Origin of the sequence: Variovorax sp. 350MFTsu5.1, assembly GCF_048302515.1 — a bacterium.
GTDB classification, from domain to species: domain Bacteria; phylum Pseudomonadota; class Gammaproteobacteria; order Burkholderiales; family Burkholderiaceae_C; genus Variovorax; species Variovorax guangxiensis.
Genome location: NZ_CP157620.1, coordinates 4,513,849 through 4,530,945, shown reverse-complemented (window position 1 = coordinate 4,530,945; position 17,097 = coordinate 4,513,849). Strand labels below are relative to the sequence as shown.

Sequence of the window (17,097 nt, the reverse complement as noted above, 5' to 3'; positions counted from 1 at the left end):
GACCTTGGACTCCTCGCTGATCCTCGTCGGACTGGCCGTGCTCGCGGCCATCCAGCTCGTGCTGGTGATCTGGCTGCTGGCCCGCCGGCAGCCTCCGCCCGACCTCAGCGAGGTGTCGCGCATGCTGGCCACGCTGGGCGCGGCCAACGAGCGCACCGAGCGTGAGCTGCGCAACGACATCGGCGAGAGCTCGCGCGGTGCTCGGCAGGAAACCGCGCAGGCCTTCGCCACCTTCCAGCGGGCACTGGTGCAGCAGGGCGCCGAGGCCACGCGCACGCAGAACGCGCAGCTCGACGCCTTCGCGCTGCAGCTCGCGTCGCTGCAGAAGACGCTGGCGGACACGCTCAACAACCAGCTGCAGGGGCTGAGCGAATCGAACGCGCGGCGCCTGTCGGAAGTGCGCGCGACCATGGAGGCGCAGCTCGCGCAGCTGCAGCAGACCAACGCCGCCAAGCTCGACGAGATGCGCAAGACCGTCGACGAGAAGCTGCAGACCACGCTCGAAGCGCGCCTTGGCGAAAGTTTCAGGCAGGTGGCCGACCGGCTCGAGCAGGTGCACAAGGGCCTGGGCGAGATGCAGACGCTGGCCGTGGGCGTCGGCAGCCTGCAGCGCGTGCTGACCAACGTGAAGACGCGCGGCATGTTCGGCGAAGTGCAGCTGGAAGCGCTTCTCGAGCAGGTGCTCACGCCCGAGCAGTACGCCAGGCAAGTCGAGACCAAGCCGCGCAGCGGGCAGCGCGTGGACTTCGCCATCCGCTTTCCCGGCCGCGGCGACGATGGCGCGCCGGTGTGGCTGCCCATCGATGCCAAGTTTCCGCGCGACGACTACGAGCGGCTCATCGACGCGCACGAGCGCGCCGATGCGGCGGGCGTCGAACTCGCGGCGAAGGCATTGGAGGCGCGCATCCGCACCGAAGCGAAGTCCATCGCCGACAACTACCTTGCGGCACCGCACACCACCGATTTCGCGATCCTGTTCCTGCCCGTGGAAAGCCTCTACGCCGAGGTGCTGCGCCGGCCCGGCCTGATGGACGCGCTGCAGCGCCAGCACCGCGTGACGCTGGCCGGCCCCACCACCTTGCTCGCGATGCTCAACAGCCTGCACATGGGTTTTCGCACGCTCGCGCTGGAGCGGCAGGCCTCCGAGGTCTGGAAGGTGCTGGGCGCGGTCAAGACCGAATTCGAGCGCTACGGCGAGTGGGTCGCCCGCATCAAGGAGCAGGTGGCCAAGGCCTCCGACACCATCGACAAGGCCGACACGCGCGCCCGGCAGATGCGCCTGGCGCTGCGCAAGGTGGAGGCACTGCCAGAGGCACAGGCCCAGGCGCTGTTGCCGCCCACCACCTCCGGCACCGAAGCCGACAACAACGAGAAAGAAGAGGGCGAGAACTCCCCGTGAAAGGTTCTGAACTGCTGCGTGTGATCGGCGCCCAGGTGTGCCTGCACGCGACCATGGCCGGCATGCGGCTCGCCACGCCGCTGCTGGCGCTTCAACAGGGCTACAGCGCAGCCGCCGTCGGCGTGCTGATCTCGCTGTTCGCGCTGACCCAGGTCTTCCTCGCGCTGCCGGCGGGTCGCTTTGCCGACCGGCACGGCTTCAAGCGGCCGCTGTGGCTGTCTGTGGTCGCCGCGGTCGTGGGTGCGGGCCTGGTGGTGATCTTCCCGGTGTTCCCGGTGATGTGCCTCGCGGCGCTGCTGACCGGCGGCGCCACCGGCGCGACGGTGATCGCGCTGCAGCGGCACGTGGGCCGCTCGGCCACCAACCCGACGCAGCTCAAGCGCGTGTTCAGCTGGCTGGCCATCGCGCCTGCGGTGGCCAACTTCGTCGGGCCCTTCCTGGCGGGGATGCTGATCGACCACGCGGGCCGCGCGCCCGCCGACATGCTGGCGTTTCGCATCTCCTTCGGCGTGATGGCGGCGCTGCCCGTTCTCTGCTGGCTGCTCGCGCGCGGAGCCCACGAGCAGCCGCCCGTGCCGCCGGTGGCGGGGGCCAAGCCGACGCGCGCCTGGGACCTGCTGCGCGAGCCGATGTTCCGGCGCCTCCTGTTCGTGAACTGGCTGCAGTCGTCAAGCTGGGACGTGCATGCCTTCGTGCTGCCGATCCTGGGCCACGACCGCGGCATCAGCGCCTCGGTGATCGGTTCGATCCTCGGCGCCTTCGCCATCGCGGCGGCGGTGATCCGCGTGGTGCTGCCGGTGATCGCCTCGCGCGCCTCGGAACGCAACGTGATCCTGACCTCGACAGCGGTCACGGCGCTGGTGTTCGCGGTGTATCCGCTGCTGGATTCGGCCTGGACCATGGGCATCTGCTCTGTGGTGCTCGGCTTCGCCCTGGGCGCGGTGCAGCCGATGGTGATGAGCATGCTCCACCAGATCACGCCGCACACACGGCACGGCGAGGCACTGGGGCTGCGGCTGATGACCATCAACGCGTCGAGCGTGGCGATGCCGATGCTGTTCGGCTCGCTCGGCGCGCTGATCGGCATCGCCGGTGTGTTCTGGGTGGTGGGAGGCGTGGTGGCGATCGGAGCGAGAGCGACCTGGGGCCTGAAGATTTGACCCGGCGGGCGCGTGGCTCGTAATCCACATCCGGGACACGAGTACTTCCCATCCCTTTGACAATCTACTGACCCGAAGTCAGTATCCAGGCCTTCATCAACGACCCGAAGGCGACGATAGATGACCCCGAGCGGCGACACCGCCACGAATCCCCCCGGCACCGATGGCGAGCTCTCTCAGCGCCGGCGCACCAAGGCCCCCGAGACGCGCGCCGCCGCGCTGATGGAGGCGGCCCAGCGCCTCTTCATCGACAAGGGCATCGCCGCCACGAGCATCGATGACATCGCCGCCGGCGCGCAGGTGGCCAAGGGCACCTTCTATCTGTACTTTCCGTCGAAGGAGGCGCTGCTCGGCGCCTTGCAGCAGCGCTTCGTCGACATCTTCTGCGAGCGGCTGCAGGAGGCCATGGACCGCCAACGGCCGGGCAACTATCACGCCCGGCTGAAGGCCTGGGTGGAGACGGGGCTCGAGATCTACCTCGACAACGTCGCACTGCACGACGTCGTCTTCCACGAATACCGCCCCGAAGACCGCCGCATGCGCAACGACAACGCCGTCATCGCGCAGTTGGCGGGCTTGCTGAAGCAGGGCGATGGCGCCGGCTTCTGGGACGTGGAGGATGCGACGCTCACGGCCGTGATCCTCTTCAATGCGCTGCACGGCGTGGCCGACGATGCCGTGGCGACCGGGCAGACCGGCGCTTCGGAGCGCAAGCGCCGCGCGCGGGCGCTCACGAGGTTCTTCGAGCAGGCGCTGCATCCGGCGGAGGATGAGGACGACAGCGCCGATTGATGCATCGACCGAGGCGATGAAGCGGCGGCTTCAGGCGTCGTTCAGAGCTTGTAGAAACGCTTGATCGCGCTCCAGGCATCCTCGGGCGCATCGACGTATTCGAAGAGCTTCACGTCGCCCGGCGAGATCACGCCCTCGTCGACGAGGAAGTCGAAGTCGATCAGCCGCTTCCAGTAGTCGGAGCCGAAGAGCACGATCGGCACCGGCTTCGACTTCTTGGTCTGTACCAGCGTGATCACCTCGAACAGTTCGTCGAGCGTGCCGAAGCCGCCCGGGAACGCCACCAGCGCCTTCGCACGCATCATGAAGTGCATCTTGCGGATGGCGAAGTAGTGGAACTTGAAGCTCAGCGCCGGCGTGACGTACGGGTTGGCTTCCTCTTCCATCGGCAGCGCGATGGCCAGGCCCACCGAAAGCCCGCCGCCTTCGTGCGCACCGCGGTTGGCCGCCTGCATGATGCCGGGGCCGCCGCCGGTGCAGATGAAGAGCTTGTCCTGCGGCTCCCTGTCGTTGCTGTACTGGGCCACCAGCTTGCCGAAGGCGCGCGCCTTCTCGTAGTAGTGCGAGTTGCGCGCCAGCCGGCGCCAGCGCTCGGACGCGGCCGTGTCGCCGCTGAGTTCGGCCTGCGCGATCATGGCCGCTGCGTCTTCCTCGCTGCGAAAGCGCGCACTGCCGAACACCACCACGGTGTTCTCGATGCCATGGGCGCGCTGCTCGATGTCGGGCTTCATCAGCTCGAGCTGCATGCGGATGCCGCGCGTCTCGCGGCGCAGCAGGAATTCGGGGTCGGCGAAGGCGATGCGCGAAGGATCGGGGTCGAGCGGAAGGCCCTGGTCCGCATGGGCCTGGAGCGTGGCCCAGGCATCGGCCAGGCGCTTGTCGTGAAGGTTGTGCGTGTTGTTCATGGAGAAAGCGGACAGGTTGTCCGGGTGATTGTGCAGCGTCGCAACCATCATGCCCGGAAACGAAAAAGGCTCCTTGCGGAGCCTTTTCGGGGTGGTGGTCAGCCGGCGAAGCCGGGACTCAGACGCGCTTGCGGTATTCGCCGGTGCGCGTGTCGATTTCGATGCGGTCGCCTTGCGAGACGAAGAGCGGAACCGGCACTTCGAAGCCGGTGGCGATCTTGGCGGGCTTCATGACCTTGCCCGAGGTGTCGCCCTTGACGGCTGGCTCGGTCCAGGTGATTTCGCGCTCGACGCTGGTCGGCAGTTCCACCGAGATTGCCTTGCCTTCGTAGAACACCACTTCGACGGCCATGCCGTCTTCGAGGTAGTTCAGGGCGTCGCCCATGTTCTCGGCTTCGACTTCGTACTGGTTGTATTCAGTGTCCATGCAGACGTACATGGGGTCTGCGAAGTACGAGTAGGTGCACTCCTTCTTGTCGAGCACGATCTGGTCGATCTTGTCGTCGGCCTTGAAGACCACTTCGGTGTTGAAGTTGGCGATCAGGCTCTTCATCTTCATGCGCACGGTGGCGGAGTTGCGGCCGCCGCGGCTGTATTCGGTCTTGAGGACGACCATCGGGTCCTTGCCGTGCATGATGACGTTGCCGGCGCGGATTTCTTGAGCGATTTTCATAACAGGGTCTCTGGATGTTGGCCGCTCGGTGCGCGGGGCTTTGGTTTGCCGTTCGGCTGGCCCCGCGGTACATGTCCCGCGGCAGGTTTAGCGGAAGACATTCCGGATCGATGAAACCCGGGCCGAAATCCGCAAAGCCCACTATTTTAGCTTTTTTGGGTGACGAATTTCCGCAATTTGGTAATCAGGTCGTCCTGCGCGAGCAGCCGCGCGCGGGCGTCCCGGGCTGTTTCCAGCCACGGGCCGTGCATTTCCGGCTCGGGGAGGGCTGCGTCGCCAAAGCCGTTCCACGCGTGGTGGAAAAGCCTCAGCGAGGGCGGTGCGCCTAGCCAGTCGAGCCAGGCGTTCAGCTTTTCATGGTGGGCGTCGTCGTCCTGCGGATAGATCTGCCAGATCAGCGGCGCTCCGGCCCAGAGCGCGCGCACCAGCGAATCCTCGCCACGCACGAAGTTCAGGTCGCAGGCCCACAACAGGTGGTCGAAGTCGGGCTGGGTGAGATAGGGCAGGTATGAAATTGATAGCGCGCCGCGGCCATGGAGCAGCGGCGCGCTTCCCTGCAGAGCCTGGACCGCCTGCGCGGCACGGCCGGCCGTTACCAGCAGGCGAGTGGGCTGCCTGCTTTCGGCGAGGCGAGCCAGCAGTCCGGCCAGCGCGGGGGGCTCGTAGCAGAAGAGGGAGACGAGGCGTTCGTCCTGCCGCCAAGGGATCTGTCGTGCCGACAGCCAGGATGCGCGATCGAAGCGCGACCTGCGCTCCATCAGGTCGGGCTCGCGAAGCAGTCCGCCGGTGGCGCTCGTGAAGCCGGGATAGAAGAAGCGCTTTGTCAGTCCGGAGCCGGGGCCCTTGAACACCGGCGAGGGCAGGCCGTGCAGCCGCTCCACGTACGGCTCCGCAGACAGGTATTCGAGGTTGATCCAGGCAATGCCCGGTCGCTCGGCGAAACGGGCGACCAGCTCCGGCGCCGGGTCGCAGCCGAAGCCTTCGATCAGCACGTCGGGCGCTGGCTGCGCCACGGCCGCCCGCAGCGCCGAGGGATCGAGCCAGTCGATCACTTGCACGCCGTCGTGGCCCGACGGCGCCATCCAGCCCAGCGCCGTCGCATCGTCGATCCATAGCCGCACGCGCTCGCCGAGGGCGGCCAGCTGGCGGGCAAGCCGCCAGCAGACGCCCAGGTCGCCGTGGTTGTCGATGACCTTGCAGAAGATGTCCCACTGCTTCGATTGGCTGTATTGCATGGTCGCGAGTGTGCCCGTGTTCGCACGCCGCGCTTGCTATGCTGCCCGGACGACAACCACCGGAGAGAGAGAGAACCCATGAGGATGCAGACCTTCCGTGCCGCCAAGTCCGTGCTCGCCGTCTCGCTGGCCCTTTGCGGTATCTGCGGCATGACAGCCGCTTCGGCGCAGCCGCAGACGCCGCAGTCGCTCACGCCGCAGCAGCAGCGCTTCCACGACATCTACAAGGAGTTGATCGAGATCAACACCACCCACTCGGTCGGCGACAACACCGCGGCGGCGTGGGCCATGGAAAAGCGTCTGATCGAGGCGGGCTTCGCCCCCGGCGACATCCAGATATTCGAACCCTTCCCCAAGAAGGGCAACATGGTGCTGCGCTTCAAGGGCGACGGCAGCAAGAAGCCGTTGCTGCTGCTGGCGCACATCGACGTGGTCGAGGCCCGGCGCGAGGACTGGAAGACCGACCCGTTCAAGCTGCAGGAGACCGGCGGTTACTTCACCGCGCGCGGCGCCATCGACGACAAGGCCATGGCCGCGGCGCTGGTCTCCGTGGTGGGGCAGCTCAAGCAGGAAGGCTTCAGGCCGAAGCGCGACGTCATCCTCGCGCTGACCGCCGACGAGGAACGCGGCGACGCGCTGAGCAACGGCGCCTTCTGGCTCATCAACAACAAGCCCGAGCTGTTGCAGGCCGAGTTCGGCATCAACGAAGGCGGCGGCGGCGAGCTGCGCGGCGGCAAGCCCAACCTGCACCGCATGCAGGTGGCCGAGAAGATGTACACCACCTACATGCTGGAGGCGCGCGACGTGGGTGGCCACAGCTCGGTGCCGACCAAGACCAACCCGATCTACGCACTCTCGGGCGCGCTGGAGCGGCTGGGCAACTACAGCTTTCCGGTGAAGCTCGCCGACGTCACCAAGACCTACTTCGCGCGCAGCGCACCCTTTGCCACTGGCCAGCTCGCCGAGGACATGCGCGCCGTGGGCAGCGGCAACCCCGATGCGTCGGTGATCGAGCGCATGTCGGCCAACCCGGCCTACAACGCCCAGTTCCGCACTACCTGCGTGGCGACGATGGTGCAGGCCGGCCATGCCGAGAACGCGCTGCCGCAGTCGGCCAAGGCCACGGTCAACTGCCGCATCCTGCCGCACGACGACCCGGAAGAAGTCGAGCGCCAACTGACCCAGGTCGTGGGCAACGACAAGATCGTGGTGCGCAACATGGGCAAGCCGCTGCGCAGCCCGGCCTCGCCGCTGAACGGCGACCTGGTCAAGACGGTGGAATCGATCACCCAGCAGATGTGGCCCGGCGTGCCGGTGATACCCGCGATGAGCACCGGCGCCACCGACAGCCGCTTCATGCGCAACGCCGGCATCCCGATGTACGGCGTGAGCGGCCTGTTCGTGGAGCCCTCCGACGCGCGCTCGCACGGGCTGGACGAGCGCATAGAGATCCAGCGCCTGTACGACGGGCGCGAGTTCCTGTACCGGCTGGTCAGCGAACTCGCGAAGTAGGGCGTAGTACGCGGCCCGTTCAGGGCGTGAAGGTGTCGCCCAGCACGATGCCTTCGCGCCGCGGGTCGGCGCCGCCGGTCAGCACCGTCTTGCCGCCGACGTTCGTGCGGATGACGGTGCTGACACCGCTGGACTGGGCGCCGAAGTTCACCGTGTGACCCAGGGCACGCAGTCCCACGATCAGCGGGTCGTCGTTGCCGTTGTTGCCGGTGTTCACGTTGGGATGCTCGCCGCCCACGTTGGTGGCGCTGTAGCTGGTACCGGCGCTGGCGGGAGAGTTGGTGGCGCCGAAGTCGACCAGCGACGTGGCCTGTTGCGCATCGAGGCCCCAGTCGAGCGCGCCCACCAGTGTCTTCACGACGTACTGGATGATCGTGCCGCCGCCTGGCGAGCCGGTGCCCATGACGAACTCGCCCATGCTGCCGTCGGCGTTCTTCCTGAACACAAGCGTGGGAGCCATCGTGCTGCGCGGACGCTTGCCGGGGGCGACGCGGTTGGCGACCTTGACGCTCGGAGTCACGCTGGTGTCGTCGGGGTTGGCCGAGAAGTCGGTGAGCTGGTTGTTCAGCATGAAGCCCTGCGTCATGTGGAACGAGCCCAGCGTGCTTTCCACCGTGGTAGTCATCACGACCACGTTGCCATTCTTGTCCACGATGGTGAAGTGCGTGGTGCCGTGTTCCTCGGTCTTGTCGATGCCCAGCGGAACCGAGCCCAGGTTGCCGGCCTGCGCGAGGCCCATGCTCTTAGACAGGCTGATGAGGCTGGCGCGGCTCTGCAGGTAGGGCTTGTTGATCATGGTGTCGACCGAGTTACCCGGCAGCGGCACGAAGTCGGTGTCGGCCACGTACTTGTCGCGGTCGGCATAGGCCAGGCGCTCGGCCTCGCTCACCAGATGCACGCCCATCACGGTCGGCTTGCCGCCTTCGATGTCGATGGCCGTCGGCTTGTACAGGCTCATGTTGAAAGTCTCGAGGATGCCCAGGCTGGCCACCACCGCGATGCCGCCCGATGACGGCGGCGACATGCTGCACACGTAGTAATCGCGATAGGTACCGCAGACCGGGTCGCGCCGCTTGGCCTTGTAGTTGGCCAGGTCGGCCATGGTGGTCATGCCGGGCGTGATGGCCGAGCCGTCGTTCGCGGCGGTCGTGATGCCGATCTTGTCGACCATGCCTTGCGCGATGCTGCCCGTATAGAAGGCGTTGGCGCCTTGCGTGGCGATGGCGTTCAGCGTCTTCGCATAGGCCGGGTTCTGCAGCTTCGTGCCCAGCGTCTTCGGTGACCCGTCGGCGTTGAAGAAGTAGGCCGTGGCCTCGGCGTCGCGCTTGAGGCTGGTGGCCGACGACGAGATGGCAGCGGCCATGCGTCCACCGATCTGGAAACCGTCCGATGCCAGCGTGATGCCGTAGCTGAAGAGGTCTTTCCACGGCAGCTTGCCGTGGTCCTGGTAGGCGATGTCGAGCATGCGCACCGCGCCCGGCGTGCCGATGGAGCGCCCGCTGGCACGCGCGCCGCCGGGCTTGGGCGGGGTTGTGTCGGCGCCGGTCGGGTCGATGTAGCGCAGGTAGTTCTCGTTGGCGGCAGCCGGTGCGGTCTCGCGGCCATCGTAGGCCTGTACCTTCTTCGTCGCCGCGTCATAGTGCAGCATGAAGGCGCCGCCGCCCAGGCCGCTGGACTGCGGTTCGACCAGGCCCAGTACCGCCTGGACGGCTACCGCCGCGTCGACGGCGCTGCCGCCGGCCTTCAGCACGTCGCAGCCTGCGCGGGTGGCCAGCGGATGGTTCGCGACCACCATGTAGTTCTTGGCGTAGACCAGCTTGTGCCCGGGCACGTAGCCCGATGCAGGCTCGGGGGCTGCGGGGTCGCCGGCGTCGCCGGAGCCGACCACCACGGACGAGCTGCCGCTTGGGATGAGGCAGCCGTTATCAGGTGCGGCCGGAGCCGGTTGGTTCGCTGCGTTGATCGCGGCGATGACCGCGAGGGCGGCCGCCGTGTTCTGCGCATCGTTGTTGTTGGAGCCGCCCCCGCAGGCCGCCAGGCTCAGCGAGAGAGCGACGGGCGTGAGCGCGCACCAGACGGCGCGTCTGTTGTTGTTTTGAGTCATGAGATTTCCCGAGTAGGTATGTGTGAAAACCACGGGCGCTCCTCGCGCCCGTGCCCTATCTTCAGCACATTCCGTTCCAGTCGGTGTCGGGGTTTGCGCGCAGGCGGCCGCCGGGGCCGCATGGCGCGCGCCACAATAGCCGCCATGTCAGACGTGCATTCCGAACAACTGCTCAGCGAAGTCGCGGCCCTGCCGCAACTGCCCGGCGTGTACCGCTATTTCGACGCGGCCGGGGCGGTGCTCTACGTGGGCAAGGCGCGCAACCTGAAGAAGCGGGTCGCCAATTACTTCCAGAAGAACCACGGCGGCACGCGCATCGGGCACATGATCTCGAAGATCGTGCGCATGGAAACCACGGTGGTGCGCTCCGAGGCCGAGGCGCTGCTGCTCGAGAACAATCTCATCAAGACGCTCAAGCCGCGCTACAACATCCTGTTTCGCGACGACAAGAGCTACCCCTACCTGAAGATCGCCTCGCACCAGTTTCCGCGGCTGGCCTACTACCGCGGCGCGGTCGACAAGAAGCACCGCTATTTCGGGCCGTATCCGAGCGCATGGGCGGTGAAGGAATCCATCCAGCTGCTGCAGAAGGTGTTCCGCCTGCGCACCTGCGAGGACACGGTGTACGCCAACCGCACGCGGCCCTGCCTGCTGTACCAGATCAAGCGCTGCAGCGGGCCCTGCGTGGGCCACATCGGCCCCGAGGCCTATGCGCAGGACGTGGCCAGCGCCGAAGCCTTCCTGATGGGTGACACGCAGCTCGTGCTCTCCAAGCTCGAGCAGCGCATGACGGCGCATGCCGAGAAGCTCGAATTCGAGCAGGCGGCCGATCTGCGCAACCAGATGTCGGCCATCTCGCGCGTGCTGCACCAGCAGTCCATCGAGATCGCATCCGACAAGGACGTCGACATCCTCGCGGTGAAGGTGCAGGGCGGAAAGGCCTGCGTGAACCTCGCGATGGTGCGCGGCGGGCGGCATCTTGGCGACCGGCCGTACTTCCCGGTGCACGTGGAAGACGCGGCGCAGATCCATCACGGCGAGCTCGACGACGAAGAGGGCGCGCCGCCCGCCGTCGCGGATCCGGTCGAGGTGCAGGTGCTGGAGGCCTTCATCGCCCAGCACTACATCGACGTGCCCGTGCCTGCCACGCTGGTGCTGAGCGAGCAGGTGAGCCGGGAGCTGATCGAGGCCATCTCGCAGCAGGCCGGCTCGCGCGTGACGGCGGTGTTCCAGCCGCGCGAGCAGCGCCGCCACTGGCTGGAAATGGCCGAGACCAACGCCAAGCTTCAGCTGGCCCGGCTGCTGGCCGAAGAGGGCTCGCAGCAGGCGCGCACGCGCGCGCTGGCCGACGCGCTGGAGCTGGCTTCGGACGACCTCGACAACTTCCGCGTCGAATGCTTCGACATCTCGCACACCGCGGGCGAGGCGACGCAGGCCTCCTGCGTGGTGTTCGAGCACCACGCCATGCAGAACAAGGAGTACCGCCGCTACAACATCGAGGGCATCACGCCCGGCGACGACTACGCCGCCATGCGCCAGGTGCTGCACCGCCGCTATGGCAAGCTGGCCGAGGCCATGGCCGCCGAGACCGACGCCCTGCCTCCGGGCGATGCCGAAAGCGACGGCAGCGAGGCGCCGCCCAAGCCGCGCACCGCCCGCATGCCCGACCTGGTGCTGGTCGACGGCGGCAAGGGGCAGGTGTCGATGGCGCGCGAGGTGTTCGGCGAACTGGGCCTGCCGCTGTCGCTGATCGTGGGGGTCGAGAAGGGCGAGGGCCGCAAGGTAGGCCTTGAAGAGCTGGTGTTCGCCGACGGCCGCGAGAAGGTCTACCTCGGCAAGGACTCGGCCGCGCTGATGCTGGTGGCCCAGATCCGCGACGAGGCGCACCGCTTCGCCATCACCGGCATGCGGGCCAAGCGCGCGAAGGTGCGCGTCGGCGGCAGCCAGCTCGAAGACATCCCTGGCATAGGGCCGAAGCGGCGCGCGCGCCTGCTGCAGCGCTTCGGCGGCATCCGGGGCGTGGCGGCGGCGAGTATCGAGGACATCGCCTCGGTCGAGGGCATCGCCTCCGACCTGGCGGAAGAAATCTACAAGGCGTTGCATTGAGCGCCTGACCCCCGCGAGGGGGTGGCGCGGCCATGACACAATCAAGCGATGTTCTGGACCCTGCCGACCATCATGACCTGGACGCGCATCGTCGCGATCCCTTTGATCGTCGGTGTGTTCTACCTGCCGATGGCCGAGCCGATGCGCAACCTGATCGCCACGGTCATGTTCATCGTCTTCGCCGCCACCGACTGGCTCGACGGCTTCCTGGCCCGCCGGCTCAACCAGACCTCGGCCTTCGGGGCCTTTCTCGATCCGGTGGCCGACAAGTTCCTGGTGTGCGCGTCGCTCCTGGTGCTGGTGCACCTGAACCGGGCCGACGTGTTCGTGGCGCTCATCATCATCGGCCGCGAGATCGCCATCTCGGCGCTGCGCGAATGGATGGCGCAGATCGGCGCCAGCAAGAGCGTGGCGGTGCACATGATCGGCAAGGTCAAGACGACAGTGCAGATGATCGCCATTCCCTTCCTGCTCTATGACGGGCGCCTGTTCAAGGTGATCGACACCGGCGTCTGGGGCCAGTGGCTGATCTGGATCTCGGCCGTGCTCACCATCTGGTCGATGGTGTATTACCTGCAGAAGGCCATTCCGGAAATCCGGGCCCGAACCAAATAATCAAATGACATCGGCAACCCCGGCCCGCGGCGCGGGCTGGCTGCGGGCGATGCCCGCGGTCTTCGTGCTGATCTGGAGCACGGGTTTCATCGTCGCGCGCTACGGCATGCCGTATGCGCCACCCCTCAAGTTCCTCGCCGTGCGCTTCGCGCTGTCGCTGGCCTGCTTCGCCGCGTGGGTCGCGCTGGCGCGGGTCGAATGGCCGAAGCAGCGGGCCCAGTGGGCGCATCTGGCCGTCACCGGCATCCTGATGCAGGCGGGCTATCTCGGCGGCGTCTGGGCCGCAGTGCGCGAAGGCATGGGCGCGGGGCTGGTGGCGCTGCTGGTCGGCATCCAGCCGGTGCTGACGGCCGTGTGGCTCTCCTTCACCGGCGGGCGAATCACGGGGCGCCAGTGGGTCGGGCTGGGATTGGGCTTCGCCGGCCTGGTACTGGTTGTGCTGCGCAAGCTGGGGCAGGGCGGCGAGGTCAGCGTGGAGACGATGTCGCTCGCGCTGATGGCGCTGCTGTCGATCACCGCGGGCACGCTATACCAGAAGCGCTTCGTCGCGCCCTGCGACGTGCGCAGCGCGAGCGCCGTGCAGATGGCGGCTGCCGTGCTCGTCACCCTGCCGTTCGCGGCGCTGGAGACGGACAGCATCCAGTGGAACCTGCATTCCGGCGGCGCGATGGCCTGGTCGGTGCTGGCGCTGTCGCTGGGTGGCAGCTCGCTGCTCTACATGCTGATCCAGCGTGGAACGGCCACCGCCGTCACCAGCCTGCTCTATCTGGTGCCGCCCTGTACGGCAGTGATGGCGTGGCTGCTGTTCGCCGAGCCGATCACGCTGGTGACGGTGCTGGGCATCGGGCTTACCGCCGTGGGGGTGAGCCTCGTGGTGCGAAGCGGCAGCCGCTGAGCTGCCTTCCTTTCTTATATCTAGCGTGATTCGGCCTTGCCCGGCTTCCAGGGCTCGCTGCGGAACTGCTCGACGATGTGATCGACCAGCAGGCGCACGCGGCGCGGTGTCTTCGGCCGCCAGGGCGCGATCCAGTGGATGTCGGCCTCCGCCATCGCGTACTGCGGCAGCAGGCGCACGAGCTCGCCGCTCGCGAGCTGCGGTGCGATGTCCCATAGGCTGCGCAGCATGATGCCGTGCCCGGCCATGCACCAGTCGCGCACCATCTCGCCCGAATTGCTGGCCAGCGGCCCCTGCACGCGCACGCGCGCAGTGCTGCCGTCGCGCGCGTGGCGCAGGCTCCAGACCGCGTGCTGGCGCTGGCCGCCGGCGTCGCCGTTCTCGCGGGCGACCAGGCAGTCGTGCGAGGACAGCGCCTCGATGGTGGCGGGCGTGCCGCGGCGCTTCAGGTAGTCGGGCGAGGCGGCCAGCACGCGCTGGTTGCGCGCGATGCGCCGCGAGACCCAGTCGGCAGCGTGGCGCTGCTGCACGGCCCAGAGCCACACCGCGCCGTCGTAGCCCTCGGCGCCGAGATCGGGCAGTTGCTCGGTGAGCACCAGCTCTATCTGCAGCGCCGGATGCCGCGCCTGGAAGGCGGCCAGCGCCGGGCCCAGCCAGAGCCTGCCGAAGCCGAAGGTGGCAGCCAGCCGGAGCGTGCCGGTCAGCTCGTTCTGCCGTTCGCCAAGCTCGCTCTCCAGCGCGGCGAACCCTTCGAGCAGGGCCCGCGCATGCAGGCAGATGGCCTCGCCCTCGGCCGTGGCGCTGAGGCGCCGCGTGGTGCGCTCGAACAGGCGCTGGCCCAGGCGAGCCTCCAGCGCGCCCAGCCGCTTGGTGACGACGGATGGCACCACGTCGAGCGTGGCAGCCGCGCCCGCGAGGCTGCCCTGGTCGCGGATCGCGAGCACAAGCGCCAGGTCGCTTCGTTCCATCGAAGGTTGATTCATGCCAGATCGGAAAGTATGAATTGGCCGATTGTTGCTTGATGGCAGGAGGGGCGCAACGCACAATCGTCGCCGTGACGGCCACTTCCTTTCTTTCCTTCCCCACTTTCGATATCGAGCGCAACGGCGTGCGCATTCACGGACGCACCGGGGGGCAGGGGGCTCCCTTGCTGCTGCTCCACGGCCATCCGCAGACGCATGCGATCTGGCACCGCGTGGCGCCGGCGCTGGCCGAGCGGTTCACGGTGGTGGCGGTCGACCTGCGCGGCTATGGCGATTCGGGCCGGCCGGCGGCGGATGCCGAGCATGCGGTCTACAGCAAGCGCGAGATGGCGCTCGACGCGCTCGCGGCCATGCGGCACCACGGCTTCGAGCGCTTCGGCGTCCTGGCGCACGACCGCGGTGCTCGCGTTGCGCACCGGCTTGCGATGGACCATCCCGAGGCGGTCGAGCGCATGCTGCTGCTCGACATCGCGCCCACGCTCGCCATGTACGAGCGGACCTCGGAAGCATTCGCCAAGGCCTACTGGCACTGGTTCTTCCTGATCCAGCCGCCGCCGCTGCCCGAGGCGCTGATCGCATCCGACCCGGTGCGCTACGTGCGCAGTGTGATGGGCGGTCGGCACGCCGGCCTCGCGCCCTTCGCGCCGCAAGTGCTGGCCGAATACGAGCGCTGCGCCGCCATTGCCGGCACCGCCGAATCCATCTGCGAGGACTATCGCGCCTCCGCCACCATCGATCTCGTGCACGACCGGGCCGACATCGCCGCCGGGCTGCAGCTGAGGCAGCCCTTGCGCGTGCTGTGGGGTGAGCACGGCGCGGTCGGCAAGGCCTTCGACGTACTGGCGCTGTGGCGCGAGCGCGCCGCCGATGTGTCAGGCTTGGCCCTGCCTTGCGGCCACTATGTTCCCGAGGAGGCCCCGGACGAGCTGCTCGCCGAGGCCCTGGCCTTCTTTCCTCTTCTTCCATCTTCGCAACACGCACACGCAGGAGACACTCCATGAGCACCCACAGAATCGCAGTCATCGCCGGCGACGGCATCGGCAAGGAAACCATGCCCGAAGGGCTGCGCGTGCTCGATGCTGCGGCGCGCAAATTCGGCATCGACCTGAAGTTCGACCACTTCGACTTCTCGAGCTGGGACTACTACGAGAAGCATGGCCGGATGCTGCCAGACAACTGGAAGGACCAGATCGGCGGCCACGACGCCATCTTCTTCGGCGCGGTGGGCTGGCCCGAGAAGATTCCGGACCACGTGTCGCTCTGGGGCTCGCTGCTGATGTTCCGCCGCGAGTTCGACCAGTACATCAACCTGCGTCCGGCGCGCCTGATGCCCGGCATCGTCGCGCCGGTGGTGCGCCGCGACGGCACGCCGCGCGAGCCCGGCGAGATCGACATGTACATCGTGCGCGAGAACACCGAGGGCGAATACTCCAGCATCGGCGGGCGCATGTACCAGGGCACGCCGCGCGAGATCGTGGTGCAGGAGACGGTGATGTCGCGCGTGGGCGTCGACCGGGTGCTGAAGTTCGCGTTCGAGCTCGCGCAGTCTCGGCCCAAGAAGCACCTGACCAGCGCCACCAAGTCGAACGGCATCTCGATCACCATGCCCTACTGGGACGAGCGCGTGGCCGAGATGGGCAGGAACTACCCCGGCATCAAGCTCGACAAGTTCCACATCGACATCCTCACCGCGCATTTCGTGCAGCGGCCCGACTTCTTCGACGTGGTGGTGGCGAGCAACCTGTTCGGCGACATCCTGTCCGACCTCGGGCCGGCCTGCACCGGCACCATCGGCATCGCGCCGAGCGCCAACCTCAACCCCGACCGCACCATGCCGTCGCTGTTCGAACCGGTGCACGGCTCGGCGCCGGACATCGCCGGCAAGGGCATCGCCAACCCGATCGGGCAGATCTGGTGCGGCGCGATGATGCTGGAATTCCTGGGCCACAAGCAGGCGCACGACGCCATCCTGTCGACCATCGAGAAGGTGCTCGCGCCCCAAAGCGGAGCACCGCGCACCCCCGACATCGGTGGCACTGCCAGCACCGCCGACCTGGGCAAGGCCATTGCCGATGCGCTTTGAGAGCCTTTGAAAAAGGACTTCACGAAACGCCCCTAAAATCGCGCGCTCCGCTGCTCTGCATGGCCTCGCGTCTTATTGACACCCTGCAGACCAGTGGTTGTAATCCTCGCTGGCAGCGCGCTGCCGAGGCGTCAGGCCTGCCAGGTTCTTGTGTCGCACCGTTTGCGGCCAGGTCGCAGCTGACGAAAGCCGACCAACTTTTTCTTCTACAAGGGGCCCTTGTGAACAAGACCGAACTGATTGAGCACATCGCAAAGAACGCCGACATTTCCAAAGCCGCAGCGACCCGCGCGCTCGAATCCACCATCGGCGCCATTCGTACCACGCTCAAGAAGGGCGGTTCCGTTTCGCTCGTCGGTTTCGGCACTTTCGCAGTAGGCAAACGCGCGGCCCGCACCGGCCGAAATCCCCGCACCGGCGACGCGATTAAAATCAAGGCCGCCAAGATCCCGAAGTTCCGTCCCGGCAAGGCGCTGAAAGACGCGCTGAACTGAGGCGTTAGACTCGGAGAGTTTTCCGGTGGGGTGCTTAGCTCAGTTGGTAGAGCGGCGCCCTTACAAGGCGTAGGTCGGGGGTTCGAGCCCCTCAGCACCCACCACCACCCGATGCAAAGGCGAACCACAAGTTCGCCTTTT

15 protein-coding genes and 1 tRNA gene are annotated in these 17,097 nt (G+C 67.3%); 11 read left to right on the top strand and 5 right to left on the bottom strand.

What is annotated here, in order from left to right; genetic code table 11:
• Positions 1-4: 4 nt before the first annotated feature.
• The 3 genes from ABL843_RS20685 (at position 5) to ABL843_RS20675 (ending at position 3,351) form a co-directional block, all read left to right on the top strand.
• Positions 5-1,399: a DNA recombination protein RmuC gene (locus ABL843_RS20685; protein WP_126024928.1), complete on the top strand. Its 1,395-nt coding sequence runs from the start codon at positions 5-7 to the stop codon at positions 1,397-1,399.
• On the top strand, positions 1,396-2,559 hold the full coding sequence (locus tag ABL843_RS20680) for an MFS transporter (protein ID WP_418117107.1): 1,164 nt from the start codon (positions 1,396-1,398) through the stop codon (positions 2,557-2,559). The genes ABL843_RS20685 and ABL843_RS20680 overlap by 4 nt, the downstream gene beginning before the upstream one ends.
• A 120-nt stretch (positions 2,560-2,679) precedes the next feature.
• Positions 2,680-3,351: a TetR/AcrR family transcriptional regulator gene (locus tag ABL843_RS20675; protein ID WP_184641364.1), complete on the top strand. Its 672-nt coding sequence runs from the start codon at positions 2,680-2,682 to the stop codon at positions 3,349-3,351.
• Positions 3,352-3,392: 41 nt separating this feature from the next.
• Here ABL843_RS20675 and ABL843_RS20670 read toward each other — a convergent pair whose 3' ends face one another.
• The 3 genes from ABL843_RS20670 to earP all read right to left on the bottom strand — a co-directional run bounded on the left by ABL843_RS20670 (position 3,393) and on the right by earP (position 6,164).
• Positions 3,393-4,256 carry a TIGR00730 family Rossman fold protein gene (locus ABL843_RS20670; protein WP_126024931.1) on the bottom strand — a complete coding sequence of 288 codons (864 nt, stop codon included), beginning with the start codon at positions 4,254-4,256 and terminating at the stop codon, positions 3,393-3,395.
• Between the two features lie 118 nt (positions 4,257-4,374).
• Positions 4,375-4,929, bottom strand: a complete 555-nt coding sequence (gene efp, locus ABL843_RS20665; protein WP_126024932.1) for an elongation factor P — start codon at positions 4,927-4,929, stop codon at positions 4,375-4,377.
• A 146-nt stretch (positions 4,930-5,075) separates the two neighbouring features.
• Positions 5,076-6,164 carry an elongation factor P maturation arginine rhamnosyltransferase EarP gene (gene earP, locus ABL843_RS20660; RefSeq protein ID WP_418117106.1) on the bottom strand — a complete coding sequence of 363 codons (1,089 nt, stop codon included), beginning with the start codon at positions 6,162-6,164 and terminating at the stop codon, positions 5,076-5,078.
• 78 nt (positions 6,165-6,242) lie between these two features.
• On the opposite strand from earP, the gene ABL843_RS20655 reads away from it, so the two are divergent.
• Positions 6,243-7,676: a M20/M25/M40 family metallo-hydrolase gene (locus ABL843_RS20655; RefSeq protein ID WP_418117105.1), complete on the top strand. Its 1,434-nt coding sequence runs from the start codon at positions 6,243-6,245 to the stop codon at positions 7,674-7,676.
• Between the two features lie 19 nt (positions 7,677-7,695).
• Here the strand turns inward: ABL843_RS20655 and ABL843_RS20650 are convergent, their stop codons facing one another.
• Positions 7,696-9,780 (bottom strand): gamma-glutamyltransferase family protein, encoded by a 2,085-nt coding sequence (locus ABL843_RS20650; protein ID WP_418117104.1) that lies wholly within the window; start codon positions 9,778-9,780, stop codon positions 7,696-7,698.
• A gap of 144 nt (positions 9,781-9,924) precedes the next feature.
• On the opposite strand from ABL843_RS20650, the gene uvrC reads away from it, so the two are divergent.
• Genes uvrC through ABL843_RS20635 form a run of 3 tightly spaced genes read left to right on the top strand, consistent with a single transcriptional unit; the run spans position 9,925 to position 13,396 of the window.
• Positions 9,925-11,886, top strand: coding sequence for an excinuclease ABC subunit UvrC (gene uvrC / locus ABL843_RS20645; RefSeq protein WP_126024936.1), 1,962 nt, complete (start codon positions 9,925-9,927; stop codon positions 11,884-11,886).
• Positions 11,887-11,934: 48 nt separating this feature from the next.
• Complete coding sequence (pgsA, locus tag ABL843_RS20640) at positions 11,935-12,501, top strand: CDP-diacylglycerol--glycerol-3-phosphate 3-phosphatidyltransferase (protein WP_093051202.1); 567 nt, start codon at positions 11,935-11,937, stop codon at positions 12,499-12,501.
• Between the two features lie 4 nt (positions 12,502-12,505).
• Positions 12,506-13,396: a DMT family transporter gene (locus ABL843_RS20635; protein ID WP_418117103.1), complete on the top strand. Its 891-nt coding sequence runs from the start codon at positions 12,506-12,508 to the stop codon at positions 13,394-13,396.
• Positions 13,397-13,416: 20 nt separating this feature from the next.
• Here ABL843_RS20635 and ABL843_RS20630 read toward each other — a convergent pair whose 3' ends face one another.
• Entirely contained in the window at positions 13,417-14,364 is a 948-nt protein-coding gene (locus ABL843_RS20630; protein ID WP_418117102.1) for a LysR substrate-binding domain-containing protein, read from the bottom strand.
• A 53-nt stretch (positions 14,365-14,417) separates the two neighbouring features.
• Here ABL843_RS20630 and ABL843_RS20625 point away from each other — a divergent pair, with 53 nt between their 5' ends.
• From ABL843_RS20625 to ABL843_RS20610, 4 genes are all read left to right on the top strand, one after another.
• Positions 14,418-15,380: an alpha/beta fold hydrolase gene (locus tag ABL843_RS20625; protein WP_418117101.1), complete on the top strand. Its 963-nt coding sequence runs from the start codon at positions 14,418-14,420 to the stop codon at positions 15,378-15,380.
• On the top strand, positions 15,377-16,462 hold the full coding sequence (locus tag ABL843_RS20620) for a tartrate dehydrogenase (RefSeq protein ID WP_418117099.1): 1,086 nt from the start codon (positions 15,377-15,379) through the stop codon (positions 16,460-16,462). The genes ABL843_RS20625 and ABL843_RS20620 overlap by 4 nt, the downstream gene beginning before the upstream one ends.
• Before the next feature lie 221 nt (positions 16,463-16,683).
• The gene (locus ABL843_RS20615) at positions 16,684-16,956 is read left to right on the top strand and encodes an HU family DNA-binding protein (protein WP_007830705.1); all 273 of its coding nucleotides are present in this window, start codon (positions 16,684-16,686) and stop codon (positions 16,954-16,956) included.
• A 28-nt stretch (positions 16,957-16,984) separates the two neighbouring features.
• Positions 16,985-17,060: transfer RNA gene (locus tag ABL843_RS20610), tRNA-Val, on the top strand.
• Positions 17,061-17,097: the final 37 nt, after the last annotated feature.